We start from the raw sequence: 26,629 nt of genomic DNA on the forward strand, positions 1-26,629 counted from the left end.
GGAATGCGCGATGGTATCAACGTATTTCAGTTACAACTACATTACGCGCAATCTCAAGCAGTCCCTGACGCGGGTCGAACAGCAACCGGACGTGGCGCGAGAGGCCGCGTATTACAAAGCCAACATCGGCAAGGTGAAGACCGTCGACGATTTTATGAAGGATTATCGCCTGTATCACTATGCGATGAAGGCGTATGGCCTGGAAGACATGGCGTACGCCAAGGCTTTCATGAAAAAAGTGCTGGAGAGCGACCTCTCCGACTCAAAGAGCTTCGTCAACAAGCTGGTGGACAAGCGTTACCGGGAGTTTGCCGCGGCATTTTCCTTCCATGGCAGTGCAACGCCGGTTGCGCAATCGGAGAACCAGACCGACGAGATGATCGGTCTGTACACGGCGACCAAGAAGCACCAGGTCGATGCGCTTGCCGACGACTCGACATACTACAGCGCAGAAATCGGCAACATCAGCAGTGCAGACCAGCTCCTGAACAACGACCGTCTTCGCAACTATGTCTATTCGGCATATGGGATCGATCAAACCAAATGGCCGCGCGACACGATCAGCCAGGTCCTGCGCAGCAATCCATCCGATCCAAACAGCTACGTCAACACCACCTTCGCTTCTCAGTTGACTGGCCTCAACGCCCAGCTTGCTCAAGCCCGATCGGATGTCAGCGCCGCCAATTCAAAGATATCTGACTATACGGCTCAACTATCGCAACCGGGCGCCAACGTGACCCAGTTGAAGGTCCAGATCCTGGTAGAACAACATCACCTGGAGTCATATACGAACAGCATTTCCAGCCTCAGCGACCAGATAGCGACGATTGGCGGGTTTGTAGACCTTGCCGGCGCGTTCGAGTTTTCGCCTGACGGGTCGCTTCCGCCAGGTGTGTCCGCGCAGACTGCTGCAAATGTCACGATCACGAAACAGAGGTTCGACGACAGCAAGGCCGCGGTCTATTCGGCGGCAAGCCCGCTGAACGAAGCCTTTGCAATCAGGCAATTCAGAACGGCCATCCTCAAGGTCAATTCGGTCCAGGCGTTCGTATCGACACCAAACGTGTATGATTTTGCGCTGGGAGCCGTCGGCCTCGATCCCAAAGAGGTCTCGCAGGCCACCGTCAAGGCAGTCCTCGAAAGCGACCTCAGCGACCCCAAGAGCTACGTATATACCCTCAAGGACGATCGGTATGTAGAGCTCGCACGCGCCTTCAACTTCGACGCAAAAGGCAATCTGACGACTCCCTTGGTGGCTCAGGACTCGGCTGAGGTCCTCGATATTGCCAGGAACTACGTCATTGCGGCGCTGAAACAGGCAAGCCCTCAGCAGCAGAAGGCAGTTCGGGAACAAGCCCAGAAAGACGCGACGTCTTATCAGGAAGCAATCGCAGACATCGGAAGCGTTTCCGATCTGCTGGCAAACCGGAAGATGGTCGATTTCATTCTCGTCGCCAAAGGCTTGGAGCCCAAGAAAGTCAGCACCGAATATCTCAAGAAGATCTTCGCCTCCGATCTGAGCAATCCAAAGAGCTTCGCGAACACGCAGAGCGATCCTCGCTTTGCTGAAATCGTGGCGTCGTTCAACTTCGACAACAAGGGCAACGTCGCGCGCCTGCCGATGATGGGTCCTCAGAAGCGAGATCAATTTCGGGAAACACAGGCGAACTATCTCCAGCAAAGCCTGGAGCAGCAGCAGGGGGATACGAATCCCGGCGTGCGCCTGGCGCTCTATTTCCAGCGAAAGGCGGGGGAAATCACGTCCGCATACGACATCCTTGCCGACAAGGCTCTTTCGGAGGTGTTCAGGACCACCTTCGATCTGCCTGATTCGATGGCGGCGATGCCGATCGATCAGCAGGCCAAGTTCGTGGACAGATTCATGAAGATCAAGGATCTGTCCGATCCCGCGAAGGTAGCAAAGCTGCTGAACCGTTTCACCGCCATGTATGACATCAAGAACAACCAGAGCACCGGTCAGGCTCAATCTCCCTTGCTCAACCTCTTTCAAGGATCGAGCTCAGCGATATCAGGGGTAAGTGAATCTACGTTCCTGGCCATTGCCAAGCTACGTGCTCACCCCTGATGATCGCTCGCCGCATCTATTGCGGCGTCACGATCGCGGGGTTCCGGCCCGCTCGCCGATACTAGCCTAACACCTCCAGCACCAGCTCCATGGTCATCAGCACCGGATTGTCGCCGCGGATCAGGCGCCCCTCGGCGAGGCCGCCGGTGTAGTCGACCAGGGCGACATCGAGCGCGGCTTCGAGCGCTCCGGACTGGCCGGGCGCGATCGTCCCGGTCGTCAGGGCCAACTCGGTGGCAAACGGCTCGGTCACGCCGCCATGGGTGAAGCGTGCACCGATGGTCGAGCCGACACCGCCATGGATTTTCGCACGTGCGATGCCGTGCGCGCGGCAGAAGCCTTCAAGCGCTTCCGCAAAATCCTGGTTCGGCCGCAGCCGCAGCGCGAAGGCGCGGCTCGTCGTGCGCGCGCGGGTGCTCACAGCAGCCACCGGCCCGAACAGTTTGAAATTCGTTTCGGGATCAGGTTCAGCGGTGAACATCGCACCATCAAGCCCGAAGGCATCGACCTCGAACGGTTCGGCGACGATCGTCTCATCCGGCAGCATGTGGCCGCCGCTGTCGCGGCCGTCGGCCTCGATCCAGAGCCCGTGGCAATGAAAGAAGGGTGCTCCGTCGCGCAAGCCAAGCGTCATGCTGCCGAGCTTCGTCTGCGTGATGCCGCCGGGCCGGAACGTGTCACTGTAGAACGCAGCATTCTCATCCGTCTTGGAGAGCGCCGGCATGACGTAGGCGAACGGCCCGAGCGCGCCGCGCCGGAACCTCAGCACGCCGCCGGCAAATCCCTCTGCCGCAAAGCTACGCCGCGCGGCTTCCAGCAGCGGCAGGCCGGCTTGGAGCGTGAACGAGAAGGCGCGTCCCCTCGCCTCCACCCATTGGATGCGCTCGGCGATCGGCGCGCCCGGCTGCTTGATGCTGCGCATGATGCCACTCAGCCCGCCTTGGTCTTGTCAAGCTCGAGCAGCCCGCGCGCCTCGAGCTCATCGCGCACCATGCGCTTGGGGATCTTGCCGTAACCGGACTTCGGCAGCGCCTCCCAGAAGAAGAACCGCTTCGGCATCTTGTAGCGCGGCACCTTCGGGCTCAGGAACGCCGCCATCTCCGCTTCGCTCACGGGTTTCTCGCCTTCGCGCGCAACGCAGACGGCAACGCCGACCTCGCCCCAGGTCGGGTCGGGCACGCCGAGCACGGCGACCTCGCCGACCGCGGGATGCGTCAAGATCTTCTCCTCGATCTCGCGCGGATAGATGTTGGAGCCGCCGGAGATGTACATGTCGGAGGCGCGGCCGGTGATGTAGACAAAACCCTCCTCGTCCATGTGGCCGAGATCGCCGGTGCGGAACCAGCCGTTGCGGAACGCTTTTGCATTGGCCTCGGGGTTGTCGTAGTAGCCGGCGAATACCGCAGGACCGATCACGCAGATTTCGCCGCTCTGGTTGGCCCCGAGTTCGCGGCCTTCATCGTCCTGGATCGAGACCTGCATGCCGGTGCGCTCGAAGCCGCAGGTGCCGATCTTCGCATGCGGGCCGTCCTCGGGATCATGCAGTGCCGCCGGCAGCACGGTGATGTTGCCGGTGACCTCGCCCAGGCCGAAATACTGCACGATGACCTTGCCGAGCTTCTTCAGCGCGGCCTTCTGATCCTCGCGATACATCGGCGCGCCGGCATAGATCACCTGGCGCAGCGAGGAATGGTCGTATTTGTCGGCGGCGGGATGCTCGACCATCATCTTCAAGATTGTCGGCACCGTGAAGAGATTGCTGACGCGATGCGCCTCGATCAGGCGGAACGCCTCGTTGATGTCGAATTTTTCCGTCGGCAGCAGCACGGTGCGCGCGCCGCGCGCGGTCTGCATCAACTGGTGCACGCCGGCGCCATGCGACAGCGGCGCCACCACGAGCGATGCGTCTTGCTCCGTCGTACCGGGCGTGAGATCGGCCAGATGATTGGTCATCACGAATCCCATCTGGCCGTGGGTGAGCACGGCAGCCTTGGAGCGGCCGGTGGTGCCGGAGGTGAAGAAGAACCAGCAGGGATCGTCGTATTCGACGTCGACATTCGCGACATCCGCGCTGGCCTGCGCGGCGATGGCCTCGGCCACCGTCCGCTCGCTGAACGGAGCCTTGCCGTCGATGCTCCAAGTGAATTCCAGCGCGCCGCCACTCACGGCTGCGGCGTGCTCTGGAAAATCGACGTGGCACAGGAACGCCTTCGCGCCGGAAGCCTGCGCGAGATAGGCGACCTCGTCGGGCATCAGGCGGAAATTGGTGGGCACCCAGACCGCGCCGAGCCGGAACGCCGAAAACATCGAGACGAACATCTCGTCGCCATTCTTGGAATGGACGAGGATGCGGTCCCCTTTCTTGATGCCGCGCGCGGCAAGTGCGGCGGCCAGCGACGAGACCTGCGCATCGATCTCGCGCCAGGTCCAGGATTTGTCGCCCCACACGAAGCCGGGGCGCGAACCGTGCCGCCGCGCATTCTGGGTCAGCATGTAAGCGAGATTCATGACGCGGCGGGACATGCGCAGGGGCTGCATCGGGCTTCCTCATCGATGGCGGACGGCGCGCACGCGCCCCGCCCTTTGCGGCCCATTTATCGCCATCGCCCGCGGCCCCGCAAGGCCGCCGGCTGCGCACCTGCCCTACGGCTTCCTGAACTCGAACGGCGCCGCCGAGATGGTCTTCTCCTTGAGGCAGGCCTGCGCGCCGAAGCCGCCGCAAAAACTCCCATGCAGATCGAATCGCATGGTTCGCGCAGCGCCGCGCTTCATCGGCTTCGCCTTGATCTGGTAGCTGCGGACATAGCCGTCGAAGACGGGACGCACGCTGCCATCCGGCAGCGTCACCAGGATGTCGAGGACGCAGCCGCCGGTTCCGCAATAGGTCGTCTCGCGATCGCCGCACTTGGTGTCGCGGAAATCGACGATGTAGTCGTCGCGGCCATCGCCGGTCAGATCGATCCTGCGCACCGTGTCCAGCGCAAAGACTACCTGCCCGCCGCCCTGGCTGTCGCACTCTTCGTTGGCATAGCGCAGCGCCTTCTGTACCTCGGACGGATAGTCGGCCGGATTGAACGGCTTTACGTCGTCAGCGCGCGCGGCAGTCGCGAGCAGAGCGAACAGCAGAATCAGATGTCGCATTCGCGTTGGTCGTTCGCACAGCCGCGATCGTTCAGGGAATCTTAAACATGATCGGCGCAACCTCGCGCAGTTCTCGCGTACAGAGTGCCTCATCATGGTCAAAGCGCCCGCCGTCCTCCTGTTGTCGCTGGCGCTCGCCGGGTGTGCTGTGGCTCCGCAAGCCCGTCTAGCGTCCGATCCGGCCTTCGCGCCGGCGCGCTATGCCTGGGATGGCGTCGGAGAAAATCCCAATCAGCCACATTCCACCGCCGAGCCATCGCGCGCGATGCGGACCGCCGCCAGACCTGAGCACAACAACGCGCAGGCCGGGATTCAACCCTATTCGAAGGAATGGTGGCAGGCTCAGGACGGTATCGAGGCCGAGCAGGAGGCTCACATCAACCGCTCCCTCGTCATCTGTCAGGGTTGCCTGCGCCCGCGGCAGCAGCCTGAAGACGCGCGGCTCGCCAAAGCCGCCGATTGAACCGAACTGCCTCCGCTTTGGTCTACAGAGATACGCGCTGACATAGCCCGCTCCGGTCTATCCTTGTGCGCCATCATCTCAAGGGAATTCCATGCTCACCCGCCGTAGCCTCATTGCCGCCTCCCTCCTCGCCAGCATCAACCCGGCCCTCGCACAGACGCCCGCGCCAACCGATCCCGTGGCGATCCTGACTGCGATCTACACCCGCGCAGCCAAGGGCAAGGGGGATGGCGGCGGCGCCTTCGTCGTCGAGAACAAGGCGGCCAAGGCCAAATATCTCTCCAAAGCGCTGGTCGCGCTGTGGGCCAAGGCCGATGCGCATACGCCCAAGGGCGACGTCGGTCCGGTCGATTTCGATCCCGTCACCAATTCGCAGGAACCGGACGTGAAATCGTTCAAGGTTGACGCCGAGAAGATGGAGGCCGACAAGGCTACGGTCGCGGTGACCATCACCGGCCATCGCAACGACCGCAAACCTGCCGACCAGATCGTGCGTTATGATTTCGTGCGTGAGGCCAACAGCTGGAAGATCGACGACATCAAGGGCTCCTCCGATGGCGAGGCCTGGTCGATCCGCAAGATGCTGACGGACTCGCTGAAGAGTTGAGCGGAGACGACATGAGCGACGTCATCAACAACAAGGCCCACAACCGCTACGAGCTCGATGTCGAAGGCCATATCGCCGCGACCTACTACAGGCTCGACGGAGACGTCATCACCTTCGTCCACACCGAGGTGCCGGCCGAACTCGGCGGCAAGGGCATCGGCTCGAAACTCGTCAAGGGCGCACTCGACCAAGTCCGCACCGCAGGCCTGAAGGTCATCGCGCAATGCCCGTTCGTGAAGGCATGGATCGACAAGCATCCGGACTATACGGACCTTCTGAAGAAATGAGAGCGCAGGCCCGCTGTAGCAGGGCGGGCCTGCCGATATCTACGGCTTATTGCCCATGCTTGAGCAGGTCCTGGTCGCTTATGTCCCAGTCCTGCCATAGCTGGAGCACGCCGAGCAGCACCACCACCGCGCCGAGGCTCGTGTGGTAGATGCGGAGAAAGCCTTCACCGGAATAGCCGAGGACATAGGGCGAGGCGATGAGCCACAGTCCGACCAGGATCGTCGTTATCTCCTGCCAGCGCTGCAGCGCGACATATTCGAGCTGGCTGATGCCAAACACGACCAGGCCGACGGCGACCGAATTCAGGATCACCATCTGATTTGAGACGATCGCCGGCTGGTCCTGGACGGGAAACCATGGCGACGCGACGATCAGCGCGCCGAGCAGCATCCCGCACCAGTCTTCCCATGTTCGATGAGTTTTCAAGAAACCAAAGTCCGACATCGTACCCTCCTCCAACAGAGGCATACGTCTGCGGCTGGCGATCATGACACTCCGAATGTCTAGCGTCCCTGCCGGCCGCATTCGGGCGTATGTCTTTCAAAGGACGTGGGAACCCCCGTGGAACTTGCAAGAGCGATGTCGAGGATTATTTGCGGTCCCCGCGCGATGCTCGCTGGTCGACACCCATGCCGCACTGCGGCTATCCGGCCCCAAGCTTCTGGAGCGCCTCGCGCGCCATCGGCAGGCCTGGACGCAGCTCAAGCGCCTTCCTGAAATCGGCGATGGCGCCCTGCTTGTCACCAAGTCGCATCCTGGCCTGACCGCGATTGTTCCAGGAGAACACGTCGGACGGATCGTATTGCAGCGCCATGTCGTAGTCGGCGAGCCCGCCTTTGTTATCGCCCTGGTAGAGCCGGATCATGCCGCGATTGCGCCAGCCGCGCGCGTTGGTCGGAGCGATCCGGATCGCCTCGCCGTAATCGGCGGCGGCGCGGTCGAGCTGCTCGCTATCGCGATAGACGTTGCCGCGGTCGATATAGGCGAGCAGGCCGGGCGCCAGCTTGATCCGCATCGTGTAGTCGGCCAGCGCATGCGCCATGTCGCGCTTGCGGTAATAGACTAGGCCGCGATTGGTATAGGCCGTGGCATAGTTGGGATCGAGCTTGATGGCAGCGCTGAAATCGGCAAAGGCGCCGTCGAGATCGCCCTTGTTGTAGCGCGACTCGCCGCGGTTGCTGTAGGCAAGCGCCAGCGACGGATCGAGCTTGATCGCCTCGTCGTAGTCGGCGATGGCGCGATCATAGTCGCGCTTGAAGGAGAAGACGCGGCCGCGATTGTTGAAGGCGCAAGCGTAGTCCGGAGCAAGCCTGACCGCCTCGTCGAGGTCGGACAGCGCAGCGTCGAGTTCGCGCTTCTCAGTGAGGCCATGGCCGCGATTGCAATAGGCGCCGGCGAGCCTGCGGCCGCTCTCGCTCCTGGTGTCGATTACCGTCGAGCAAGCCTTGACCCGCTCCTCCGGCGTGCTGGTCAGTCCCACGCAGGCCTCCCAGGCCGGACCGCCTTCGGCCGAGGCCGGCACCGGCAGGGCAGCGACGAGCGCGGCAAGCACGGCCATGAGACTGATCGGGACACGCATTTTTCGGATATCTCCCCTGCGGCAACCTTCCTTGGTCGCGCCTTGGCAAGGGCGGGTTCAGGCGCCTAGATCACGGAGCAAGCTCGGCTTCGAAAGGATCTCGCATGGCGGCATCGATACGCGACAACAAGGACAGCAGCCGCTTTGAGCTCGACATCGGCAGCGAGGTCGCCTTCGCCAATTATCGGCTGACGCCGTCGGCCGTGATCATCACCCACACCGAGACGCCGCGCGCGCTGCGCGGCCGCGGGATCGCTTCCGAACTGATCAAGGGCGCGCTGGAATTGATCCGCCGCGACGGCAAGAAGGTGATCGCGGGCTGCGGCTTCGTCGCCGACTATCTCGACAGGCATCCGGAGGATGCCGATCTCGTCGCCTGAAAGCAAAAGGACCCGCGACATCGCGGGCCCCTGCTGCGACGGCGGTGCCGCTTAGTGCTTGATCTCCGGCGGCAGCTTGCCGCCATTGGCGGCGAGCTTGGACATCACCTGCTTGTGCAGCCAGACATTCATGCTGGCCGAGTCGTTCATGTCGCCGGTGTAGCCGAGCTCCTTGGCGAGATCCTTGCGGGCGGCCAGGCTCGAATCGATGTCGAGCGCCTTCATGAGGTCGACGATCGAGGTACGCCACTCCAGCTTCTCGCCCTTGTGGGCGGCGGCAGCCTTGTCGACGATCGCGGCGACGTCCACGGTTGCCATGGGCGCGCCAGCCGGCGCGGACGATGGCGCCGATCCGCTCGGCGCGGCCCCTGCGGACGCGCCGCCCGAAGCTGCGCCACCGGGGGGCGCGGCGGAAGCCGGTTGGCTGCCGAAGATCGCGCTCATGATTTTTCCGAAAATGCTCATGTCTGTTCCCCGAAAAGGATCCGTTGGAAGGGCCTCAAGTTGGCACTTATAGACGAAGTTTCTGCGTCGCGCCCGGCGAGTTCTGCGAACCGCCAAGCATGAGCTTATCTGCGGCGAAATGACGACCGAATGACACATTCGAGGTTGCACTGCGACATCGAATTTCACCCAAGCGTGAGGGACAGGACTCGGAATTGGGAGTAGCTTTTGCGTTCAGCTCGCGATGCCATCCGGAAATTCGCGTCTGGCCGGGGTCGCGAAAATTCAAGAAGAGCGGCCGCTTGCGCCGTTGCCGGCGCCGGATGCGGACGCATGGCAAGGGAGTTAGCGACCATGGCCACACTATCCCAGGGCAATGTCCCCACGATGGCCCAGAGCGCGGATGCGGCTGGACCTGTGATCCGAACCATCGAACTGTCCGATCTGCACGATGCGCTCAAGCGCGGCTGGGAGGATTTCAAGGCGGTTCCGAGTCACGCCATCGTCCTCTGCGTGATCTATCCGGTGCTGGGCCTCGTGCTCGCCCGCGTGGTGATGGGCCATTCGGTGCTGCCGCTGCTGTTTCCCCTCGCCGCGGGCTTCGCCCTGATCGGCCCGTTCGCGGCCCTCGGGCTCTACGAGCTCAGCAGCCGGCGCGAACGCGGTGAAGAAGCCAGCGCCTGGGATGCCATGGAGGTGCTGCGCTCGCCCTCCTTCGGCGCCATGCTCGGTCTCGGCACGCTGCTGCTCGCTCTGTTCGTGACCTGGGTCGCGACCGCGCAGGCGATCTATGTTGCCGCCTTCGGCTATGAGGGCGTGACCGGAATCTCGGATTTCGCGAGGCGCGTGCTGACGACGCAGCAAGGCTGGTGGCTGATCGTGGTCGGCTGCGGCATAGGCTTCGTCTTCGCGCTGGCCGCGCTCTGCATCAGCGCCGTGTCGTTCCCGCTGATGCTCGACCGGCACGCCGGTGCGCTGGAGGCGATGGTCACCTCGCTTCGCGTCGTCGCCAAGAACCCGGTGCCGATGTTGGCCTGGGGCCTGGTCGTGGCGGTGTTGCTGGCGCTCGGCACGATTCCCGCCTTCCTGGGTCTCGCCGTGGTCATCCCCCTGCTCGGCCACGCCACCTGGCACCTCTACCGCAAGGTGATCGTGTCGGATCCCGATGCACGGCCGGTGCCGCCACCGCCGCATCGCCCGCGCAAGCCGGCAGCGGACTTCCCCGCCAACCTCTTCCCCTGGCGGAATGACACAGAAGCCTAGTAACATGCAGCAACACTCGATCCTGCCCGCATGCCGGGCAGGATCGGATCATCTTCATAGGCCTTGCTTTGGCCGCGGTTACCACCGACATTCCCGCCCGCCGGTCATACCACTTCACGGAATGAATTCTTTCGAATGACCCCGACGATTTCTCGTCTTGCTCTCGTAGCTTTCACCCTCGCCGCGTCAATCGTCTCAGCCGAACCTGCGCTGGCCGCGACCACATGCGGGTCCGGCAATTTCGACGCCTGGCTTGCTGATTTCAAAACCGAAGCAGCCGCCAAAGGCATCTCGCAGCAAGCCATCACTGCGGGGCTTGCCGGCGTGACGCCCGATCAGGCCGTGCTCAGTCGCGACCGCTCGCAAAAGGTCTTCAGCCAGACCTTTGAGGAATTTTCCGGCCGGATGGTGCCGCCGCGCCTGCAGCGCGGCTCCAACATGATGAAGCAGTATGGCTCGGTGCTCTCCCGCATCGAGCAGACGTATGGCGTGCCGGGCGAGGTGCTGGTCGCGATCTGGGGGCTCGAGACCGATTTCGGCGTCAACACCGGCAAGTTTCCGACGATACGTTCGCTCGCCACGCTCGCCTATGACTGCCGGCGCGCCGAACAGTTTCGGGGCGAGCTGATGGATGCGCTGCGCATCGTCCAGCGCGGCGATCTGGCGCCAGCCGAGATGCGCGGTGCCTGGGCCGGCGAGATCGGCCAGACCCAATTCATGCCATCGTCCTGGATGAAATATGCCGTCGACTTCGACGGCAATGGCAAGCGCGACCTGCTGCACAACGCGCCCGACGTACTCGCCTCCACCGCCAATTATCTGGCCGGCTATGGCTGGCAGCGCGGCAAGGATTGGCAACCGGGCAGCCCGAACTTCGCGGTGCTGCAGCAGTGGAATAAGAGCGAGGTCTACGCCAAGACAGTGGCCTACTTCGCCGCCCAGCTCGCGCGCGCTCCTTAAAACAAGTCCTGAACAAAGACGTCCTGAACAAAAAGCAGGGCCGATCGCATCGCGACCGGCCCTCTTCGAGCGTTTACTTACCCGTGGTGGCGCGCATCGCCTTGTTCAGGTGCGCACCGCACGCACCCATTTTGCCGTTGAGCAGCGAGTCCTGAGCGGCTGCGATCTCCTTCTGGGCGACGAACTTGCTGTCGCCATCAGCCATGTTCTCGATGGCGGTCTCCGTGTGCTCCAGATTGGCCGAGCTGCACCCACCCGCGGCGTGTTTGGCGGCTTGAGCCGGCGCGACGGCAAAGGCAACGGCAGCAATTGCGATAACCCCGAGTAACTTCGTCATGATGTTACTTTCCTTCTCTTATTCTTGAACACAGAACCGACGACATTGCCGGAATCTGCGGCATGACTTTCCTCCGGACGCGGCAACTTGCCGCAATAAATTCCCCGCGAGAATTGCGTGATGTTGCGCGCGGCGCAGAGCCGCATGCGAATTTTCTGATTTTCATTACAACTTCGTAATCAGACCGTACACGCTCGGCGTGCGTCCAGCGTAGCAGCCGCGCCTGCAAACGGCCTGAGATCGACGACGACCTTTCGAGGGACCAAGCGCGAGCCATCGGGCTCCGTGCAAAGTACCGACGATCGGCTTCAGATGCATCGATCGATTCTCAATCAAAGAATTGAATTAATATTCACATGAAAAGTTCCCGAAACATGCGATTCGCGCATGCGTCACTTGGGTCTAGAAGCTATCCAGTCTGGCTTGCGGACGACCGCTGCGCGACCTATCTCCAGTTTCAATGGAACCGCAGATACGGTCATAAGTCCGTGATTTCACGGATGTTTGTTGCCGACTGCAGGTAATCCCGCCCACCTCTTGGGCAGGCTCGCCGAGAGGTTAATCGTCTCTTACTCACGCTATGCGTTCTTCGCTTAGCTGCATCGCAACATCGGAACTTCCGCACTGCAACACTCCCATCTATATTCATTTCAACGATGACGCTCAGGTCAAGGGCTGAATCGAACTACAGGAGACTACTATGCTGCTCTCGCTCATCCGCATGATCCAGGCGTTCCGGGACTATCAGCGCAATGTTGCCGAGCTGTCCCAGCTCAGCGATCGCGAACTGGCCGACATCGGCCTCGATCGCTCGGACATCCCGCGCGTTGCCGCCGGTCAATATCAGGGCTGATACCGCTTCAGCCCTTACCGGACGAACCGATAGCGCCCGCCTTGTGCGGGCGTTGTCGTATCTGAAAGGCAGAAAACTCGATCTCGGCGATTCCAACGGCCGCCGAAAAGCGCTACCTCTCCCGCCCATGACAGGATCCCAATCCAACACTGTGCACGTGATCGGCGCTGGGCTAGCCGGCTCGGAGGCCGCCTGGCAGGTGGCCAAATCCGGCATCCCCGTCGTGCTGCACGAGATGCGGCCGACCCGCATGACCGAGGCGCACCGCACCGACGGGCTTGCTGAGCTCGTCTGCTCGAACTCGTTCCGCTCCGACGATGCCGCCAACAACGCCGTCGGACTGATCCACGCCGAGATGCGCCGCCTCGGCTCGCTGATCATGCGTGCCGCCGACGCCAACCAGGTGCCGGCAGGCGGCGCGCTGGCGGTCGATCGCGACGGCTTCTCGGCCGCCGTCACCAAGGCGCTTGACGACCATCCTCTGATCGAGATTGCCCGCGGCGAGATCGCGGGCCTGCCCCCGGCCGAGTGGGGCAATGTGATCGTTGCGACCGGCCCCCTCACCTCTGCGCCGCTGGCCGACGCCATTCGCGAACTGACCGACGAGAACGCGCTCGCCTTCTTCGATGCGATCGCGCCGATCGTGCACCGCGACTCCATCGACATGACGGTGGCCTGGTTCCAGTCGCGCTACGACAAGGTCGGTCCCGGCGGCAACGGCGCCGACTACATCAACTGCCCGATGACGAAGGACCAGTATGACGGCTTCGTCGCCGCGCTGCTCGCGGGCGAAAAGACCGAGTTCAAGGAGTGGGAGACCAACACGCCCTATTTCGACGGCTGCCTGCCGATCGAGGTGATGGCGGAGCGCGGGCCCGAGACGCTGCGCTACGGCCCGATGAAGCCGGTCGGCCTCACCAATCCGCACGATCCCACCACAAAAGCCTACGCGATCGTGCAGCTTCGCCAGGACAACAAGCTCGGCACGCTCTACAACATCGTCGGCTTCCAGACGAAGTTGAAGTACGGCGAGCAACAGCGCATCTTCCGCGCCATTCCCGGCCTCGAGAAAGCCGAATTCGCCCGGCTCGGCGGCTTGCACCGCAACACCTTCCTGAACTCGCCCAAGCTGCTCGACGGCCAGCTCCGCCTGCGCGCACAGCCGCGGCTGCGCTTTGCCGGCCAGATGACAGGCTGCGAAGGCTATGTGGAGTCCGCCAGCGTCGGCCTGATCGCCGGCCTCTATGCGGCAGCGGCCGCGCGCGGAGAAACACTCGCGAGCCCGCCGGCCACGACGGCGCTGGGATCGCTGCTCGGCCACATAACCGGCGGGCACATCGAGACCATCGAAGCGGGCACGCGCTCGTTCCAGCCGATGAATATCAATTTCGGCCTGTTCCCGCCGCTCGCAAGCGCGCCAACGAAGAAGCCCGACGGCACGCGCCTGCGCGGCAACGAGAAGACAGTGGCCAAGAAGCAGGCGTTGAGCGCGCGCGCGCTCGCGGATCTCGATCGCTGGATCGCCGATCACCTGCACATTGCCGCAGCGGCGTGAGCCTTCGATGAGCCTCTCAAAAGAAGACGCCGCACTGCTGTCGGCGCGCTGGACCGACGGCGTGCTGCTCAAGCGCGACGTGTTCTCGACCGTCGAGCGTGGCCGCTTCCGCGGCGATGCCGGCGAGGTCGAGGCCGTCCTGCGCCGGCTCGATGAAGTGCCGTGGTGGTCGTTCCTCTTGGCGCGGCATCTGTTCGCGCGCGAGAAGCATGCGCTGGCGCTCGCCAAAGGCCTGAACGTCGGCCCCGAACTCTTGTGGGCCGGCCGCCGCGCGTTGGTCCGCGGCTTCGTCGATGGCGTCGCGCTGCATCTGGCAAAGCCGCATGGCGACCTCGCCTATTTCCGCTCGGCCAAAGCGGCGCTGCGCCGGCTGCGCCGTGCCGGCATCTGCCACAACGACCTCGCCAAGGAGCAGAACTGGCTGGTCGGCCGCGACGGCCGCGCCTACGTGACCGATTTCCAGCTCGCCGCCTGCTTCAAGAACCGTGGCCGGCTCTATCGCATCCTCGCCTATGAGGACCTCCGGCATCTCCTCAAGCACAAGCGCTCCTATGCTCCGGATGCGCTGACGCCGCGGGAGCGCAAGATCCTCGCGAAAAAATCCTTCGCCGCTAGCCTGTGGCTCGCCACCGGCAAGAAGGTCTACCGCGCCATCACGCGCGGCCTGTTCAACTTCACCGACCGCGAGGGCGGCGGCCGCCGGCTGGTCAACGACGCGCCGGTGCTGGCCGCCCTGATCCGCAAGAATCCGGCCGTACGCGACACCGCGATCGTCGCCTTCGCGGACCGCCGCTCGGGCGTCGGGCTCTATGCCTTCGTCGAGGCCGACCAGGCCGCGCTCGAGGGCCAGCTTCGCAGCGAGCTGACCGCCGCCAAGGGACCAAAGCCCCCGGAACACATCCAGGTCGTGCATGCGCTGCCGCGCGATATCAGCGGCAAGCCGCGCACCGAGATCCTGCAACTGGTCGCCATGAACCAGGTCGACCTGATCGAGCCGATGATGAAGAACGACCAGGACCGCGCCTTCCTCAAGGACATCCTGGAGCAGCGCAAAAACCTGCGCGATCGCTTCAATTTCGAGGCGGACCTGCCAGCAAGCTAGCCTGGAGTGCGCCTTGAAGCCTCCACATTGCCGATGGACAACCGACCCGGGTATTGCGGTCGCTTGGTGGGGAATGGATATTTGGGGGAGGATAACCGGTCGTGTGGCTGGCGGAATGGTCGCCGGCCTTATGCTGTTGGCCGCCGCGCCCGCGATCGCCGCGGAGTCCCCGGCCGAACAGATCTCCAGCTTCCGTGTCAAGCATGGCGAGGCCCGCGTCGTCCGTGACGCAACCCTCGACCGCATCGCGATGGAGCAGGCCCGTGCGATGGCGACAAAGGATGATCTCAGCCACGACGCCCTCGGTCCGTTCACCAGGCGGGTCGCGCCGGCGCATGCGGGTCGCGCTGCCGAGAACATCGCCTACGGCTACGACACTTTCGAGAAGACGCTCGGTCAGTGGATCGACTCCTCCGGGCACCGCAAGAACCTGCTGCTGCACAACGCATCCCGCGTCGGGATCGCGAGCGCCAGGAACGCCAGCGGTAAGCGCACCTACTGGGCCATGGTGATTGCAGGCGATTACGAGCCGAAGCCGGGCAAGGGCAAAAAGGACAAGGAACCCCTCGTTGCCGTGAAGCGTGAGGTCCCCTCCCCAAGCCGGCCCAAAACCGATAGCTGTCACATCAAGCTGCTCAGTCTGTGCATTTGAGGCCAGCTGGCGCCGTTCGCTGCAAAGCGAAAGACCACCTGCGGCAAATCGACCACCAGTTTGGGACCACCAGCTCCAGGTGCGAGCCACCCTTCCTCAGACGCAGGCTGTCATATATGAGGAATTTGCCACCGAAATGCCGCCAGAAGCGAGTTGGCGGCGTTGATGGCGGCAGGTTCGTTAATCCGAGTGTCGCAAGCTGACATCTGATCGACGCAGGCGCGGATAGGCATTTCGAGGAATGGCATGGCAGATCGGTTGACGGCGGCGCAATCCACCACGGCGATCCGGCGTTGGGGCTCTCCGGGCATTGTCACGCTCGCGGCGATGATCGCACTGACGGCGCAGACCGCAGGCGCCGGGGCCAAGCAGGTGCGCCCCGCGGCCGCTGTCGAGGCGACGGCGCCGCGCGAGGCCGGCGAGCCGATCATGGCGATCGTGTCGATCCAGAGCCAGAGAGTCACCTTCTACGACGCCGACGGCTGGATCCTTCGTGCCCCGGTGTCGACCGGCACGACCGGACGCGAGACGCCGGCCGGCGTCTTCGCCGTCATCGAGAAGGACAAGGACCACCACTCGACCATGTATGACGATGCCTGGATGCCCAACATGCAGCGCATCACCTGGAACGGCATCGCGCTGCATGGCGGCCCGCTGCCCGGCTATGCGGCCTCGCACGGCTGCGTGCGGATGCCCTATGGCTTCGCGGAAAATCTGTTCGAGAAGACGAACATCGGGATGCGGGTGATCATCTCGCCAAACGATGCGGCCCCGGTCGATTTCTCCCACCCCGCGCTATTCGTGCCGAAGAAGGAGGCCATTGCGGCGGCCCCTGCGCGCGCCGACAAGCTCTCCCGCGAGGCCGAGGAGGCCACCCGGGCCGCCGACGAGACGAAGAAGGCTGCCGCTGCGGCGGCACGCGAGGCCGCAGCGCTTCCGGCGACGCTGCGCAATCTGGAACGGCTGAAGGCGCGCGCTGACGCCGAGCTCGCCTACGCCGACAAGGCGCTCACGACCGCAAAGACGGATCAGGCCCGGACAAAGGCCGAGGAGCTGAAGCAGAAGGCCGCCACCAAAGCTGCGGATGCAGCAACGCAGTTCGACGCCGCCAAGACCGATGCGCAGCCGAAGCGCGACACCGCCGCGGCCACCAAGGAGGCCGTCAAGGAAGCAGCGACGAAGAAGGCCGATGCCGTCAAGGCGGCGACCGAGGCGAAGCTCGCGCTCGAGCCGGTCTCGGTCTACATCAGCCGTGCCGCGCAGAAGGTTTACGTGCGGCGCAACACGCACAAGCCGGCGCCGGACGGCGGCGGCGAGGTGTTCGATACCAGCATCGAAGTTCCCGTCACTATCCGCAATCCCGACCAGCCGCTCGGCACGCACATCTTCACGGCGATGGCGAAGAACGATGCCGGTCTGCGCTGGAGCGTGGTCACGATCGACAATGGCGACGACGCCAAGGACGCGCTCGACCGGATCACAATCCCGCAGGATGTGCTGGATCGCATCGCCCCGACCGCCATGCCGCGCTCGTCGATCATCATCTCAGACGAGCCGCTGAGCAAGGAGACCAACTATCGCACCGAGTTCGTCGCGGTGCTGAGCAACCAGCCGCAGGGCGGCTTCATCACGCGCAAGCCGACGGCCCCGATGGCCGTTGCGAGCGACGACGCCGGTTGGGGGGACAACGGCGGCTTCGGGTTCTTCTTCCAGCAGCGCGATCCGAATCCGCAACCTGTCAATCCGCGCCGCCGCAGCGGCCAGTACCAGTACTATCAGCCGATGCAACCAATGCAGCCGATGCAGCGGGGCTGGTGGTAAGACGGCGCGCTCGATCGCGAGCACACCGTCTCGATCGGCGTAGGAGTTCAAGCGCCCGTGGCGTCAACCGCGCCGCGCCGCCTTGATCGCGGCGACGTCGATCTTTGTCATACCCATCATCGCATTAAATGCGCGCTTCGCTTCAGCTCCGCCGGCCGCCAGCGCCTCTGTGAGCACACGTGGCGTGATCTGCCAGGAAATGCCCCATTTGTCCTTGCACCAGCCGCACGCGCTTTCCTGCCCGCCATTGCCCACGATGGCGCTCCAGTAGCGGTCGGTCTCCTCCTGATCGTCAGTGGCGATCTGGAACGAGAAGGCCTCGTTGTGCTTGAACACAGGGCCGCCGTTGAGGCCGAGACACACAACGCCGGCAACGGTGAAATGGACCGTCAGCACATCGCCGGCCTTGCCTGAAGGATAGTCGCTGGGCGCGCGGTGGACGGCGTGCACTGCGCTGTCGGGAAACGTCTCGGCGTAGAAGCGGGCAGCAGCTTCGGCATCCTTGTCGTACCAGAGGCAAATCGTGTTCTTCGCCATCGCAGGTCCTTTCAGTTCCAAGTCTCAGTTCCAAGTCTCGGTTCCAAGTCTCGGTTCTAAGTCTCGGTTCTAAGTCGCGCCCACTCCCCATGCGTGCGCCAGCTTAGAACTTCCCTCGCCTGGCTGCCACCACGGGCGGCCAACTGCCGCAGTTGCACTGCTTACGTTGGAAACAGAGGCGGCCGCTCGAGCCTCTGCCTCGAACGTCCGCGCTTGATACGAGGTTCCCGGGCGTCCTGCCGCTCAGGTGCAGCGCGCACTCAATCCGGATGCGCTGAGCTTCGCCATGACTTCATCGAGATGCGCGCTGTCGCGCGTCTCGATGACCAGTTGCAGCAGCGTCGCCTTGGCCGGCAGGTCGGAAAACGTCCGCTGGTGCGAGACCTCGATGATGTTGGCGCCCGCCTCGGCGAGCAGTGCAGCCACCGCAGCCAGCTGGCCCGGCCGATCCGGAATATCGAGCGACAACTGAGTCAGCCGTCCCTCGCGCGCGAGCTCGCGGGTCAGGACGGACGCGATCAGCCGCGTGTCGATGTTACCGCCGCTCAGGACCAGCCCAACCTTCTGGCCGGCAAAGCGAGACGGATCGGACATGATCGCGGCAAGGCCAGCGGCGCCGGCGCCCTCCACCACCGTCTTTTCGATCGAGATCAGGGTCGCAACCGCACGCTCGAGCTCGGCTTCATTCACGAGCGCGATATCGTCGACGAGACGGCGGACGATCTCTGTGGTGATCTTGCCGGGCGATTTCACCGCGATGCCCTCGGCCAGCGTGTCGCCACGCGCGGGCAAGTTGCCTTCGTGAATCGCGTTGTACATCGAGGGATAGAGCCAAGCCTCGACGCCCAATATCCGCAATGAGGGCTTGAGCGATTTCGCCGCAATCGCAATGCCGCTGATCAGGCCACCGCCGCCGATCGGGACGACCAGCATATCTAGCTCCGGCACCGCCCTTAGCATTTCCAGCCCGACCGTGCCCTGCCCCGCGATGACCAACGGATCATCATAGGGATGGACGAATATCATGCCGCGGGCCTCGCCATGGCCGCGCGCAAACGCCGCGGACTCCTCCAGCGTCGCGCCAGTGACGATCACCTCGGCACCGTGGTGCCTGGTGTTCTCGACCTTCACCATCGGCGTGCCGACCGGCATCACGATGGTGGCGGGAATGCCGAGCCGCTTGGCATGATAGGCGACACCTTGCGCGTGGTTGCCCGCCGACATCGCGATCACGCCGCGCACGCGCTCCTCCGGCGTCAGTGCCGTGAGCCGGTTGAGAGCACCGCGCTCCTTGAACGAGGAGGTGAACTGCAGGTTCTCGAATTTGAGCCAGAGGTCGCAGCCGCAAATGCTGCTCAGCGTGCGGCTGTAGTTGCAGGGCGTTTCGACGACGGCGCCCCGAATGATGTCGGCCGCGGCGCGGATATCGGCCGGCGCAACCGGAAGGCCGGTCAGATCGACCGGATCGACGGTCGCAGCGGATGCGGTTTGGGGCAACTCAGCCATGGGACAGCATAGAGCATTTGGGTGACCCGGGCGATAAGCCAAGCCCTACTTGGTAAATTCACGTGACCGCGAGGCCCGCCAAAGCGTCCACAGCGTGCGCAATCGCGACGATGGGGCCGGCGTGAAGGGATTGCGATCCGCCCGCGACAGCCGCTTCAGGTCGGCACGCGCCTGGCTGAGCGGCAGAAACACAGATCGCACCGATGGCGGGAGCTCAGCGAGCAGCGACGAGGCCGTTGCAAGATGCTGCCGGGCTTCATTGCAGAGTTCATCCAGAACGGCGCGCAGGCTGGGCGTCTGCTTGCCGGCGAACACATCCTCCATGCGGCAGCCATGGCTGTCCAGAATCTGCCGCGGCAGGAACAATTGCCGGCGCGCGGCATCGCGCGGCAGGTTGGCCACGACCAGCACGATGCCCTGGGCGAGCCCAGCATGACGTGCCAGATGCTCGATCGCCGCCGACGGCGGCGCCACGATCCGGGCCGCCAGCGTGAATAGTACTGAGCAGGTCGCATCCAGATAGCCTTCCAGGGCCGCCATGGTCGGCATCGGATCGTTGTAGAGATCGAACTGGTGCTCATCGACCAGCAGCGACAACGGTTCGACCGGCAGCTCGAAATCGTGGATCGCGCGCAGCAGCTCGGCCGCCACCGGATTGCCCTCGGCGCTGCCATGGGCCTGGCCCGCGAGCATGTCGGTCCACCATTGCAGGCGGATCTCGCCGGGCAAGGGCTGGCTCACCTGGTCGCGTACGCGGATGATCTCGACATTGAAGGCGTAGAGCGCAAGCAGGGCGCGGCGCTCGGCGGCGGGCATGAACAGAGTTGCGGCATAGCGCGGAAAGTCGTGGCTGCGCACGAGATCTGCGCAGAAGGCGGCCGCGTCGGCAGGAGCCTCAGTGCTGCTCATGGCACGGCGATCAAGGCAGCCGCGACGCGCCGACGTTCACCGATCATGATGTTGTAGGTGCGCACGGCGGGCCCGGTCTGCATCGTGTCCAGCACCACCCTCACCGCTTTCAACGCCTGACGCAGCTCCGGCGGCGGCAGCCAGAGGCCGGTTCCGGTTCCGATCAGAAGCGTGTCGATGCTGTTGGCAGCCGTGAAGACCCGGTCGAGCGAATAGCGGTCGATCTTTGCGGGATCCATCACATCCCAGGCCCAGATCGCATCAGGCAGGCAAAGTAGCGAGCCGCGATGCGACATGCCGGCAAAGGCGAAGCCGCCCTTGCCATAGGCCTCGATCGGCGCCGAGCGCGGGAAATGCGGAGCGTTGGGATCGCCGGTCATGAGCTTCGTCCGAATTGGCCTACTGCCCTCGCAAACTCGTGCGAGGGCGCGCGGTTCGGATCATGGCCGGCTTTTCTTCGCCGGCGTAGCCGTATCCGCAGCATCCTCGCGATGCGTGCCGACGCCGAGATAGATCAGGATCGGCGCAGCGATGAAGATCGAGGTGTAGGTGCCGACCAGCACCACGCCGAACATCATCACCGCGGTGAAGCTGTGGATGGCATGGCCGCCGAACAGGAGCAGCGCAAGCAGCGCCAGCGTCACGGTGACGTGGGTGATGATCGAGCGCGACAGCGTCGAGTTGATGGACTCGTTGAGAAGCTGCGGCATCGGCATCTTCTTGTACCGCCGCAGCATTTCACGGATGCGATCGTAGATCACGACCGTGTCGTTCAACGAATAGCCGAGAATGGTCAGAAGCGCGGCGATGCTGGTCAGGTCGAAATCGACCTGGCTGATCGACATGAAGCCGATCGTCAACACGATGTCGTGCACGTTGGCGATCATGGCGCCAAGCGCGAACTGCCATTCGAAGCGGAACCAGAGATAGATCAGGATCGCGACGATCGCGAGCATCAGGCCGAGCATGCCGAAGGCCAGGAGCTCGCCGGAGACGCGCGGACCCACCACCTCGACGCGGCGATATTCGACGGAATCGCCGAGCGCACCACGGACCTTCTGCACGGCTTCCTGCTGGGCGGCGTCGCCGCCCGGCTGCTCCGCGACGCGGATCAGGACGTTTTCGGGGCCGCCGAACTGCTGCAACTGGACTTCGCCGAGACCCAAGGCATCCAGCGTCGTACGCATCGCGGCAATGTCGGCCGTGCCGGATTTGGCCTGCACCTCGAGCAGCGTGCCGCCGCGGAAGTCGATGCCGAAATTCAGGCCGTGGGTGAAGAACAGCGTGATGGCGACGATCGACAGCACCGCCGAGATCGGGAAGCTGATGCGGCGGAAGCGCGTGAAGTCGAAATGCGTGTTGTCGGGGACGATGCGCAGCGACGGCAGCAAGCCGAGCGCGGCAACCACGGTAAGAATGGCAATCAGGATGCCAAGCCCGATGAGAACGTAGTGAGTCACGGTCTTAGCTCCTAGATCGGCACGCTCTGCGGCCGCTTCCACCGCACCCACCAGGCCACGATCAGCCGGGTCAGCGTGAAGGCGGTGAACACCGTGGTGATGATGCCGATGCCGAGCGTCACGGCGAAGCCGCGCACCGGTCCGGTGCCGATGTAGAACAGCACCGCAGCGGCAATGAAGGTCGTGATGTTGGAGTCGAGGATGGTGGCAAGCGCCCGCTTGAAGCCGGCGTCGATCGCCGAGATCGCGTTGCGGCCGCCGCGCAGCTCCTCGCGGATGCGCTCATAGATCAGCACGTTGGAATCGACCGCGATACCGACGGTGAGCACGATGCCGGCAATGCCGGGCAGCGTCAGCGTGGCGTTGAGCAGCGACAACAGGCCGAAGATCATGGCGACGTTGATCGCCACCGCGATGTTGGCGAACACGCCGAACAGCCGGTAAGTCAACAGCATGAACACGATAACCAGGATCGAGCCCACATAGGCGGCAAGCTCGCCCTTCTCGATCGAGTCCTGGCCGAGGCCCGGACCGACGGTGCGCTCTTCGATCACCGTCAACGGCGCCGGTAGCGCACCGGCGCGCAGCAGGATCGCGAGGTCATTGGCCGACTGCACGGTGAAATTGCCGGAGATCTGGCCCTGACCACCGGTGATCGGCTCGCGGATGACGGGCGCCGAGATCACCTTGTTGTCGAGCACGATCGCAAAGGGTAGCCCGACGTTGTCAGTCGTGGCCTGCGCGAATTTGCGCGCACCTGATGTATTGAACTTGAAGCTGACGATCGGCTCGCCCGTGCGCTGGTCGAACGCCGCCTGGGCGTCGGTCAGGTCGCCGCCCGCGACCAGGACCTGCTTCTTGACAACATAGGGGGTCGGCGGCGGTGACGCGCTCATCAGGAGCTCGGATTCCGGCGGCACCCTGCCCTGCTGCGCCTGATCGGGCGGCACGGAGGTGTCGACCATCCGGAATTCCATTTTCGCGGTCTGGCCGAGAATGGCCTTCAGTCGGGTCGGATCCTGCAGGCCTGGCACCTGCACCAGGATGCGATCGGTACCCTGCCGCTGAATCACCGGCTCGACGGTGCCGAGCTCGTTGACGCGCTTCTCGACGATCTGAATCGATTGCTCGATGGTCTGCCTGATCCGGTCGGTGACGGCCGCCTCAGGTACTGTCAACCGGATCAAGCCACCTCCGGCGTCCGAGACTTCCAGGCTGCGCTGTCCGCTGGAACCGAGCAATCCACCCAGCGGCTGTGACAGCTCGCGAACCTTCTCCAGCGCGGTCGTTGCATCGGTATCCTTGACTCGGACCTCGACCGCATCGCCCTTGGTCACAAGCCCGGTATAGCCGATCTTGTTGTCGCGCAGCACGCGGCGGACGTCGTCGCGAATCTGGTCGAGCTTCTGCTTCTTGATGTAGTTGGAGTCCACCTCCAGCAGCAGATAGGAACCGCCCTGCAGGTCGAGGCCGAGCACAAGCCGGCGCTGGGCCCAGGCGGGCCAGGTCTTGACCTGCGCCTCGGGGAAGAAGTTCGGGACCGCGCAGAGGCACACGATCAGCGCTGTCAGGATAATCCCCAGCGCCTTCCACCGCGTGAAATACAACATCGACTGGACCTGTCAGATCAGGAGACTCTTGAGGCTCGCACGAGCGCTCAGCTTGCCGAGGTATCGTCCTTGGCGCTTTCCTTGGCCGGCTCGCCCTTGGCGCGTACGCCGGAGATCATCTGGCGCATCTGCCGAACGCGCACGCCATCGGAAATCTCGAACTCGATCTGGTCGTCGTCGACGACCTTGGTGACCTTGCCGACGAGGCCGCCCGACGTGACCACGGTGTCGCCGCGGCGGATGTTCTTCACGAGCTCGGCATGGTCGCGCACCTTCTTCTGCTGCGGACGCAGAATCAGGAAGTACATGATCACGAAGATCAGGGCGAACGGCAGCAGCGACATCAACATGCTGTTGGTGTCGCCGGCGCCCGCAGCCTGGGCATACGCAGGGGTAATCAACATTCGGACGATCCTCGTGAGAACGGGGGAAAGCCGGTCAGGCCCTTCAGGCGACCGGTTCGGTCAAATTCGCGCGGACTATAGCGGCCACCGCCCCAATTGCAACGCTGCCAGACCGTCGATTTGGCCACCTTGCGGCGGGCGTTCAGGCCCGATAAGGCTGCGTTCTCAGGAACTTCGGACATGCCCAGAAAACCAAGCAAAAGCCCGGCCGGCAAAGGCCCCAAGACCCCTGCCCGAAAGCCCGCCCGCATCGCGGCAAAACGCCCCACGGCAGCCCCCGTCGACCTCTCCCAGGAGCGCATCGTCCGCGCGCTGGAGACCATTGCGACGCACCTCTCCGCCCAGGCGACGCCTGACGCGGCGCCCGATTCGTTCGAGCGGGCGGATGCCTTCGTCTGGCACCCGGACGGCCGCCTCTCGGCGGTGCCGCGGGTCAGCCGCGTCGAGCTCTTCCTCTTGAAGGGTGTCGATCGGATGCGCGACATCCTGATGGAGAACACCGAGCGCTTCGCCAACGGCCTGCCCGCCAACAATGCGCTGCTCTGGGGCGCGCGCGGCATGGGCAAGTCGTCGCTCGTGAAGGCCGCCCATGCCAGCATCAATGCCGACCGCAAGGCCGCAGACAGACTGAAGCTGATCGAGATCCACCGCGAGGACATCGAGAGCCTGCCGGCGCTGATGGAGCGGCTTCGGGCCTCCTCCTTCAACTTCATCGTGTTCTGCGACGACCTCTCCTTCGACGGCAATGATGCCTCGTACAAGTCGCTCAAGGCGGTGCTCGAAGGCGGCATCGAAGGCCGGCCCGAGAACGTCATCCTCTATGCCACCTCCAACCGCCGCCATCTGCTCGCGCGCGAGATGATCGAGAACGAGCGCTCGACCGCGATCAATCCCGGCGAAGCGGTCGAGGAGAAGGTTTCGCTGTCGGATCGCTTCGGCCTCTGGCTCGGCTTCCACCGTTGCAGCCAGGACGAATACCTCGCGATGGTGCGCGGCTATTGCAGCCATTTCGGCATCAAAATCGACGACGAAGCGCTGGAGCGCGAGGCGCTGGAATGGTCGACGACGCGCGGCTCGCGCTCGGGCCGTGTCGCCTGGCAGTTCGTACAGGAGCTCGCTGGGCGACTGGGTGTGAAGCTGGCCGCGAAGTAGCGTGAGATTTCGCCTCGTGCCCAACTGTCGTTTCCCGCGAAAGCGGGGAATCCAGTACGCTGCGGCTGATCCGCATCCAGTCACGCTCTGGAATACTGGGCGGATTCAACCGCTCGTCGCAACACTCGAGCAAAAGAGGTTGCGATGGAGAAGCGTGTGCGGACAGATCGTCCCCGAGAGGTCCTACGAGAAGATTATAGACCGTTCTGGACTGCGATTGCCTTGGGGCGATCGAGCGGGGATGCTGCGGTTGAGGCCGGGGTGTCGCCGTCGGTCGGAGTACGCTGGTTCCGGAGGGCGGGCGGTATGCCGCCAACACATTTGTCGCGATCGTCCAAACCTCGGTCGGAGCGCTACCTGTCGTTCGCCGAACGTGAGGAGATTGCCATCTTGCGCGCGCAGGGGCATGGGGTGCGAGCCATCGCTCGTCAGCTCGGCCGGCCTCCATGCACGATCTCCCGTGAGCTCCGTCGCAATGTGGCGCGCCGCCATGGCGCTCCAGAGTACCGGGCGACCACGGCACAATGGCATGCTGATCAGTCCGCCCGACGGCCCAAGTTTGCGAAGTTGGCAATCAACCCGACCCTGCGGGATTATGTGCAGGACAGGCTTGCCGGTATGATCGCTAAGCCAGACGGGGCGCTCCTCGTTGGCCCGAAGGTCGTGTGGAAGGGCCGCCGGGCGGTGCATCGGCAAAACCGACGCTGGGCGACGGCATGGAGCCCGGAACAGATTTCTCGGCGACTTCGGCTCGACTTTCCCGAGGATGAGACGATGCGCATCAGTCACGAGGCAATTTATCAGGCCCTTTATGTGCAGGGTCGAGGAGCTTTGCGCCGTGAACTGACGGCCTGCTTGCGCACTGGGCGGGCCTTGCGGATGCCGAGGGCGCGCGCCCGCAAAGGCAGAAGCTTCATTCCTTCCGAGATCATGATCAGTCAACGTCCGGCGGAAGCTGCCGATCGAGCTGTGCCGGGTCACTGGGAAGGTGACCTCATCATGGGCCTCGGTAGTTCCGCGATCGGCACTTTGGTGGAGCGCACGAGCCGTTTTACCATTCTGCTGCATTTGCCGCGCATGACCGGTCAGGAACAGGATGCTCGCGTGAAGAATGGACCTGCACTCGCCGGACATGGCGCTGAGGCGGTGCGAGACGCCATCACCCGCGCAATCTTCACCATGCCCGAGCGACTGCGGCGGTCTCTAACCTGGGATCAAGGAGCTGAGCTGGCTCAGCACGCGCGTCTGAAGATCGATGCAGGCGTGCAGGTCTACTTTTGCGACCCTCACAGCCCGTGGCAGCGCGGCACCAACGAGAACACGAATGGGTTGCTGCGCCAGTACTTTCCAAAGGGGACGGATCTCAGCATGCACGATGCCGATGATCTGGAGGCCGTGGCTCTTGCACTCAACACAAGGCCCCGCAAAACCCTCGGCTGGAAAACACCGGCAGAAACCCTCGACGAATTGCTCCGAGTGAGCGATACACGGAGTGTTGCGACGAGCGGTTGAATCCGCCC

Annotated in this window: 28 protein-coding genes; 14 read left to right on the top strand and 14 right to left on the bottom strand. The window is 63.7% G+C overall.

Features of this window, described 5'->3' with window-relative positions:
- Window positions 1-10: 10 nt before the first annotated feature.
- Window positions 11-2,086 carry a DUF1217 domain-containing protein gene (locus tag AXW67_RS27700; protein WP_063680436.1) on the top strand — a complete coding sequence of 692 codons (2,076 nt, stop codon included), beginning with the start codon at window positions 11-13 and terminating at the stop codon, window positions 2,084-2,086.
- A gap of 61 nt (window positions 2,087-2,147) precedes the next feature.
- Here the strand turns inward: AXW67_RS27700 and AXW67_RS27705 are convergent, their stop codons facing one another.
- The 3 genes from AXW67_RS27705 to AXW67_RS27715 all read right to left on the bottom strand — a co-directional run bounded on the left by AXW67_RS27705 (window position 2,148) and on the right by AXW67_RS27715 (window position 5,227).
- On the bottom strand, window positions 2,148-3,008 hold the full coding sequence (locus tag AXW67_RS27705) for a PCC domain-containing protein (RefSeq protein WP_063680437.1): 861 nt from the start codon (window positions 3,006-3,008) through the stop codon (window positions 2,148-2,150).
- An 8-nt stretch (window positions 3,009-3,016) separates the two neighbouring features.
- The gene (locus AXW67_RS27710) at window positions 3,017-4,624 is read right to left on the bottom strand and encodes an acyl-CoA synthetase (protein ID WP_063680438.1); all 1,608 of its coding nucleotides are present in this window, start codon (window positions 4,622-4,624) and stop codon (window positions 3,017-3,019) included.
- A gap of 105 nt (window positions 4,625-4,729) precedes the next feature.
- On the bottom strand, window positions 4,730-5,227 hold the full coding sequence (locus tag AXW67_RS27715) for a hypothetical protein (RefSeq protein WP_063680439.1): 498 nt from the start codon (window positions 5,225-5,227) through the stop codon (window positions 4,730-4,732).
- A 94-nt stretch (window positions 5,228-5,321) separates the two neighbouring features.
- On the opposite strand from AXW67_RS27715, the gene AXW67_RS27720 reads away from it, so the two are divergent.
- From AXW67_RS27720 to AXW67_RS27730, 3 genes are all read left to right on the top strand, one after another.
- Entirely contained in the window at window positions 5,322-5,690 is a 369-nt protein-coding gene (locus AXW67_RS27720) for a hypothetical protein (RefSeq protein ID WP_063680440.1), read from the top strand.
- Between the two features lie 91 nt (window positions 5,691-5,781).
- Window positions 5,782-6,297 (top strand): DUF3828 domain-containing protein, encoded by a 516-nt coding sequence (locus tag AXW67_RS27725; protein WP_063680441.1) that lies wholly within the window; start codon window positions 5,782-5,784, stop codon window positions 6,295-6,297.
- Between the two features lie 11 nt (window positions 6,298-6,308).
- Window positions 6,309-6,584, top strand: a complete 276-nt coding sequence (locus AXW67_RS27730) for a GNAT family N-acetyltransferase (RefSeq protein WP_063680442.1) — start codon at window positions 6,309-6,311, stop codon at window positions 6,582-6,584.
- Between the two features lie 46 nt (window positions 6,585-6,630).
- On the opposite strand, the gene AXW67_RS27735 is transcribed toward AXW67_RS27730, so the two are convergent.
- Window positions 6,631-7,029 carry an SPW repeat domain-containing protein gene (locus AXW67_RS27735; RefSeq protein ID WP_063680474.1) on the bottom strand — a complete coding sequence of 133 codons (399 nt, stop codon included), beginning with the start codon at window positions 7,027-7,029 and terminating at the stop codon, window positions 6,631-6,633.
- 199 nt (window positions 7,030-7,228) lie between these two features.
- Window positions 7,229-8,164 (bottom strand): tetratricopeptide repeat protein, encoded by a 936-nt coding sequence (locus tag AXW67_RS27740; RefSeq protein ID WP_063680443.1) that lies wholly within the window; start codon window positions 8,162-8,164, stop codon window positions 7,229-7,231.
- Between the two features lie 104 nt (window positions 8,165-8,268).
- On the opposite strand from AXW67_RS27740, the gene AXW67_RS27745 reads away from it, so the two are divergent.
- The gene (locus AXW67_RS27745; protein ID WP_027550810.1) at window positions 8,269-8,544 is read left to right on the top strand and encodes a GNAT family N-acetyltransferase; all 276 of its coding nucleotides are present in this window, start codon (window positions 8,269-8,271) and stop codon (window positions 8,542-8,544) included.
- Window positions 8,545-8,595: 51 nt separating this feature from the next.
- On the opposite strand, the gene AXW67_RS27750 is transcribed toward AXW67_RS27745, so the two are convergent.
- On the bottom strand, window positions 8,596-9,009 hold the full coding sequence (locus tag AXW67_RS27750) for a DUF3597 domain-containing protein (RefSeq protein WP_027550809.1): 414 nt from the start codon (window positions 9,007-9,009) through the stop codon (window positions 8,596-8,598).
- A 333-nt stretch (window positions 9,010-9,342) separates the two neighbouring features.
- Here AXW67_RS27750 and AXW67_RS27755 point away from each other — a divergent pair, with 333 nt between their 5' ends.
- Entirely contained in the window at window positions 9,343-10,251 is a 909-nt protein-coding gene (locus AXW67_RS27755) for a DUF2189 domain-containing protein (RefSeq protein ID WP_063680444.1), read from the top strand.
- 135 nt (window positions 10,252-10,386) lie between these two features.
- A complete protein-coding gene (locus AXW67_RS27760; RefSeq protein WP_063680445.1) occupies window positions 10,387-11,211 on the top strand; it encodes a lytic murein transglycosylase in 825 nt (274 codons plus the stop codon).
- A 73-nt stretch (window positions 11,212-11,284) separates the two neighbouring features.
- Here the strand turns inward: AXW67_RS27760 and AXW67_RS27765 are convergent, their stop codons facing one another.
- Window positions 11,285-11,548 (bottom strand): hypothetical protein, encoded by a 264-nt coding sequence (locus AXW67_RS27765; RefSeq protein ID WP_027550806.1) that lies wholly within the window; start codon window positions 11,546-11,548, stop codon window positions 11,285-11,287.
- A gap of 700 nt (window positions 11,549-12,248) precedes the next feature.
- On the opposite strand from AXW67_RS27765, the gene AXW67_RS40995 reads away from it, so the two are divergent.
- From AXW67_RS40995 to AXW67_RS27785, 5 genes are all read left to right on the top strand, one after another.
- A complete protein-coding gene (locus AXW67_RS40995; protein WP_007590701.1) occupies window positions 12,249-12,401 on the top strand; it encodes a DUF1127 domain-containing protein in 153 nt (50 codons plus the stop codon).
- Between the two features lie 127 nt (window positions 12,402-12,528).
- On the top strand, window positions 12,529-13,956 hold the full coding sequence (gene trmFO / locus AXW67_RS27770) for a methylenetetrahydrofolate--tRNA-(uracil(54)-C(5))-methyltransferase (FADH(2)-oxidizing) TrmFO (RefSeq protein ID WP_063680475.1): 1,428 nt from the start codon (window positions 12,529-12,531) through the stop codon (window positions 13,954-13,956).
- Between the two features lie 7 nt (window positions 13,957-13,963).
- Window positions 13,964-15,058: a serine/threonine protein kinase gene (locus AXW67_RS27775; protein ID WP_063680476.1), complete on the top strand. Its 1,095-nt coding sequence runs from the start codon at window positions 13,964-13,966 to the stop codon at window positions 15,056-15,058.
- Window positions 15,059-15,173: 115 nt separating this feature from the next.
- Window positions 15,174-15,710 carry a CAP domain-containing protein gene (locus tag AXW67_RS27780; protein ID WP_430648735.1) on the top strand — a complete coding sequence of 179 codons (537 nt, stop codon included), beginning with the start codon at window positions 15,174-15,176 and terminating at the stop codon, window positions 15,708-15,710.
- A 246-nt stretch (window positions 15,711-15,956) separates the two neighbouring features.
- Window positions 15,957-17,531 (top strand): L,D-transpeptidase, encoded by a 1,575-nt coding sequence (locus tag AXW67_RS27785; RefSeq protein WP_063680447.1) that lies wholly within the window; start codon window positions 15,957-15,959, stop codon window positions 17,529-17,531.
- Between the two features lie 63 nt (window positions 17,532-17,594).
- On the opposite strand, the gene AXW67_RS27790 is transcribed toward AXW67_RS27785, so the two are convergent.
- The 7 genes from AXW67_RS27790 to yajC form a co-directional block, all read right to left on the bottom strand.
- On the bottom strand, window positions 17,595-18,068 hold the full coding sequence (locus tag AXW67_RS27790) for a VOC family protein (RefSeq protein ID WP_063680448.1): 474 nt from the start codon (window positions 18,066-18,068) through the stop codon (window positions 17,595-17,597).
- Window positions 18,069-18,311: 243 nt separating this feature from the next.
- The gene (locus AXW67_RS27795; RefSeq protein ID WP_063680449.1) at window positions 18,312-19,574 is read right to left on the bottom strand and encodes a threonine ammonia-lyase; all 1,263 of its coding nucleotides are present in this window, start codon (window positions 19,572-19,574) and stop codon (window positions 18,312-18,314) included.
- 45 nt (window positions 19,575-19,619) lie between these two features.
- Window positions 19,620-20,483, bottom strand: coding sequence for a phytoene/squalene synthase family protein (locus AXW67_RS27800; protein WP_063680450.1), 864 nt, complete (start codon window positions 20,481-20,483; stop codon window positions 19,620-19,622).
- Window positions 20,480-20,863 (bottom strand): Mth938-like domain-containing protein, encoded by a 384-nt coding sequence (locus AXW67_RS27805; RefSeq protein ID WP_063680451.1) that lies wholly within the window; start codon window positions 20,861-20,863, stop codon window positions 20,480-20,482. The genes AXW67_RS27800 and AXW67_RS27805 overlap by 4 nt, the downstream gene beginning before the upstream one ends.
- Before the next feature lie 60 nt (window positions 20,864-20,923).
- Window positions 20,924-21,943 carry a protein translocase subunit SecF gene (secF, locus tag AXW67_RS27810; protein WP_063680452.1) on the bottom strand — a complete coding sequence of 340 codons (1,020 nt, stop codon included), beginning with the start codon at window positions 21,941-21,943 and terminating at the stop codon, window positions 20,924-20,926.
- Between the two features lie 11 nt (window positions 21,944-21,954).
- A complete protein-coding gene (gene secD, locus AXW67_RS27815; RefSeq protein WP_063680453.1) occupies window positions 21,955-23,553 on the bottom strand; it encodes a protein translocase subunit SecD in 1,599 nt (532 codons plus the stop codon).
- A gap of 47 nt (window positions 23,554-23,600) precedes the next feature.
- Complete coding sequence (gene yajC, locus AXW67_RS27820) at window positions 23,601-23,957, bottom strand: preprotein translocase subunit YajC (RefSeq protein WP_027550795.1); 357 nt, start codon at window positions 23,955-23,957, stop codon at window positions 23,601-23,603.
- Between the two features lie 180 nt (window positions 23,958-24,137).
- Between yajC and AXW67_RS27825 the strand changes: the two genes are divergently transcribed.
- Window positions 24,138-25,109 carry an ATP-binding protein gene (locus AXW67_RS27825; protein WP_063680454.1) on the top strand — a complete coding sequence of 324 codons (972 nt, stop codon included), beginning with the start codon at window positions 24,138-24,140 and terminating at the stop codon, window positions 25,107-25,109.
- A gap of 144 nt (window positions 25,110-25,253) precedes the next feature.
- Window positions 25,254-26,621 carry an IS30 family transposase gene (locus AXW67_RS27830; protein WP_201723621.1) on the top strand — a complete coding sequence of 456 codons (1,368 nt, stop codon included), beginning with the start codon at window positions 25,254-25,256 and terminating at the stop codon, window positions 26,619-26,621.
- Window positions 26,622-26,629 lie beyond the last annotated feature (8 nt).

This window comes from Bradyrhizobium neotropicale, from assembly GCF_001641695.1.
GTDB classification, from domain to species: domain Bacteria; phylum Pseudomonadota; class Alphaproteobacteria; order Rhizobiales; family Xanthobacteraceae; genus Bradyrhizobium; species Bradyrhizobium neotropicale.

Coding starts and splice junctions, on each gene's coding strand:
- AXW67_RS27700 (WP_063680436.1), top strand. CDS start 11: ATGGTATCAACGTATTTCAGTTACAACTACATTACGCGCAATCTCAAG.
- AXW67_RS27705 (WP_063680437.1), bottom strand. CDS start 3,008: ATGCGCAGCATCAAGCAGCCGGGCGCGCCGATCGCCGAGCGCATCCAA.
- AXW67_RS27710 (WP_063680438.1), bottom strand. CDS start 4,624: ATGCAGCCCCTGCGCATGTCCCGCCGCGTCATGAATCTCGCTTACATG.
- AXW67_RS27715 (WP_063680439.1), bottom strand. CDS start 5,227: ATGCGACATCTGATTCTGCTGTTCGCTCTGCTCGCGACTGCCGCGCGC.
- AXW67_RS27720 (WP_063680440.1), top strand. CDS start 5,322: ATGGTCAAAGCGCCCGCCGTCCTCCTGTTGTCGCTGGCGCTCGCCGGG.
- AXW67_RS27725 (WP_063680441.1), top strand. CDS start 5,782: ATGCTCACCCGCCGTAGCCTCATTGCCGCCTCCCTCCTCGCCAGCATC.
- AXW67_RS27730 (WP_063680442.1), top strand. CDS start 6,309: ATGAGCGACGTCATCAACAACAAGGCCCACAACCGCTACGAGCTCGAT.
- AXW67_RS27735 (WP_063680474.1), bottom strand. CDS start 7,029: ATGTCGGACTTTGGTTTCTTGAAAACTCATCGAACATGGGAAGACTGG.
- AXW67_RS27740 (WP_063680443.1), bottom strand. CDS start 8,164: ATGCGTGTCCCGATCAGTCTCATGGCCGTGCTTGCCGCGCTCGTCGCT.
- AXW67_RS27745 (WP_027550810.1), top strand. CDS start 8,269: ATGGCGGCATCGATACGCGACAACAAGGACAGCAGCCGCTTTGAGCTC.
- AXW67_RS27750 (WP_027550809.1), bottom strand. CDS start 9,009: ATGAGCATTTTCGGAAAAATCATGAGCGCGATCTTCGGCAGCCAACCG.
- AXW67_RS27755 (WP_063680444.1), top strand. CDS start 9,343: ATGGCCACACTATCCCAGGGCAATGTCCCCACGATGGCCCAGAGCGCG.
- AXW67_RS27760 (WP_063680445.1), top strand. CDS start 10,387: ATGACCCCGACGATTTCTCGTCTTGCTCTCGTAGCTTTCACCCTCGCC.
- AXW67_RS27765 (WP_027550806.1), bottom strand. CDS start 11,548: ATGACGAAGTTACTCGGGGTTATCGCAATTGCTGCCGTTGCCTTTGCC.
- AXW67_RS40995 (WP_007590701.1), top strand. CDS start 12,249: ATGCTGCTCTCGCTCATCCGCATGATCCAGGCGTTCCGGGACTATCAG.
- trmFO (WP_063680475.1), top strand. CDS start 12,529: ATGACAGGATCCCAATCCAACACTGTGCACGTGATCGGCGCTGGGCTA.
- AXW67_RS27775 (WP_063680476.1), top strand. CDS start 13,964: ATGAGCCTCTCAAAAGAAGACGCCGCACTGCTGTCGGCGCGCTGGACC.
- AXW67_RS27780 (WP_430648735.1), top strand. CDS start 15,174: ATGGTCGCCGGCCTTATGCTGTTGGCCGCCGCGCCCGCGATCGCCGCG.
- AXW67_RS27785 (WP_063680447.1), top strand. CDS start 15,957: ATGGCAGATCGGTTGACGGCGGCGCAATCCACCACGGCGATCCGGCGT.
- AXW67_RS27790 (WP_063680448.1), bottom strand. CDS start 18,068: ATGGCGAAGAACACGATTTGCCTCTGGTACGACAAGGATGCCGAAGCT.
- AXW67_RS27795 (WP_063680449.1), bottom strand. CDS start 19,574: ATGGCTGAGTTGCCCCAAACCGCATCCGCTGCGACCGTCGATCCGGTC.
- AXW67_RS27800 (WP_063680450.1), bottom strand. CDS start 20,483: ATGAGCAGCACTGAGGCTCCTGCCGACGCGGCCGCCTTCTGCGCAGAT.
- AXW67_RS27805 (WP_063680451.1), bottom strand. CDS start 20,863: ATGACCGGCGATCCCAACGCTCCGCATTTCCCGCGCTCGGCGCCGATC.
- secD (WP_063680453.1), bottom strand. CDS start 23,553: ATGTTGTATTTCACGCGGTGGAAGGCGCTGGGGATTATCCTGACAGCG.
- yajC (WP_027550795.1), bottom strand. CDS start 23,957: ATGTTGATTACCCCTGCGTATGCCCAGGCTGCGGGCGCCGGCGACACC.
- AXW67_RS27825 (WP_063680454.1), top strand. CDS start 24,138: ATGCCCAGAAAACCAAGCAAAAGCCCGGCCGGCAAAGGCCCCAAGACC.
- AXW67_RS27830 (WP_201723621.1), top strand. CDS start 25,254: ATGGAGAAGCGTGTGCGGACAGATCGTCCCCGAGAGGTCCTACGAGAA.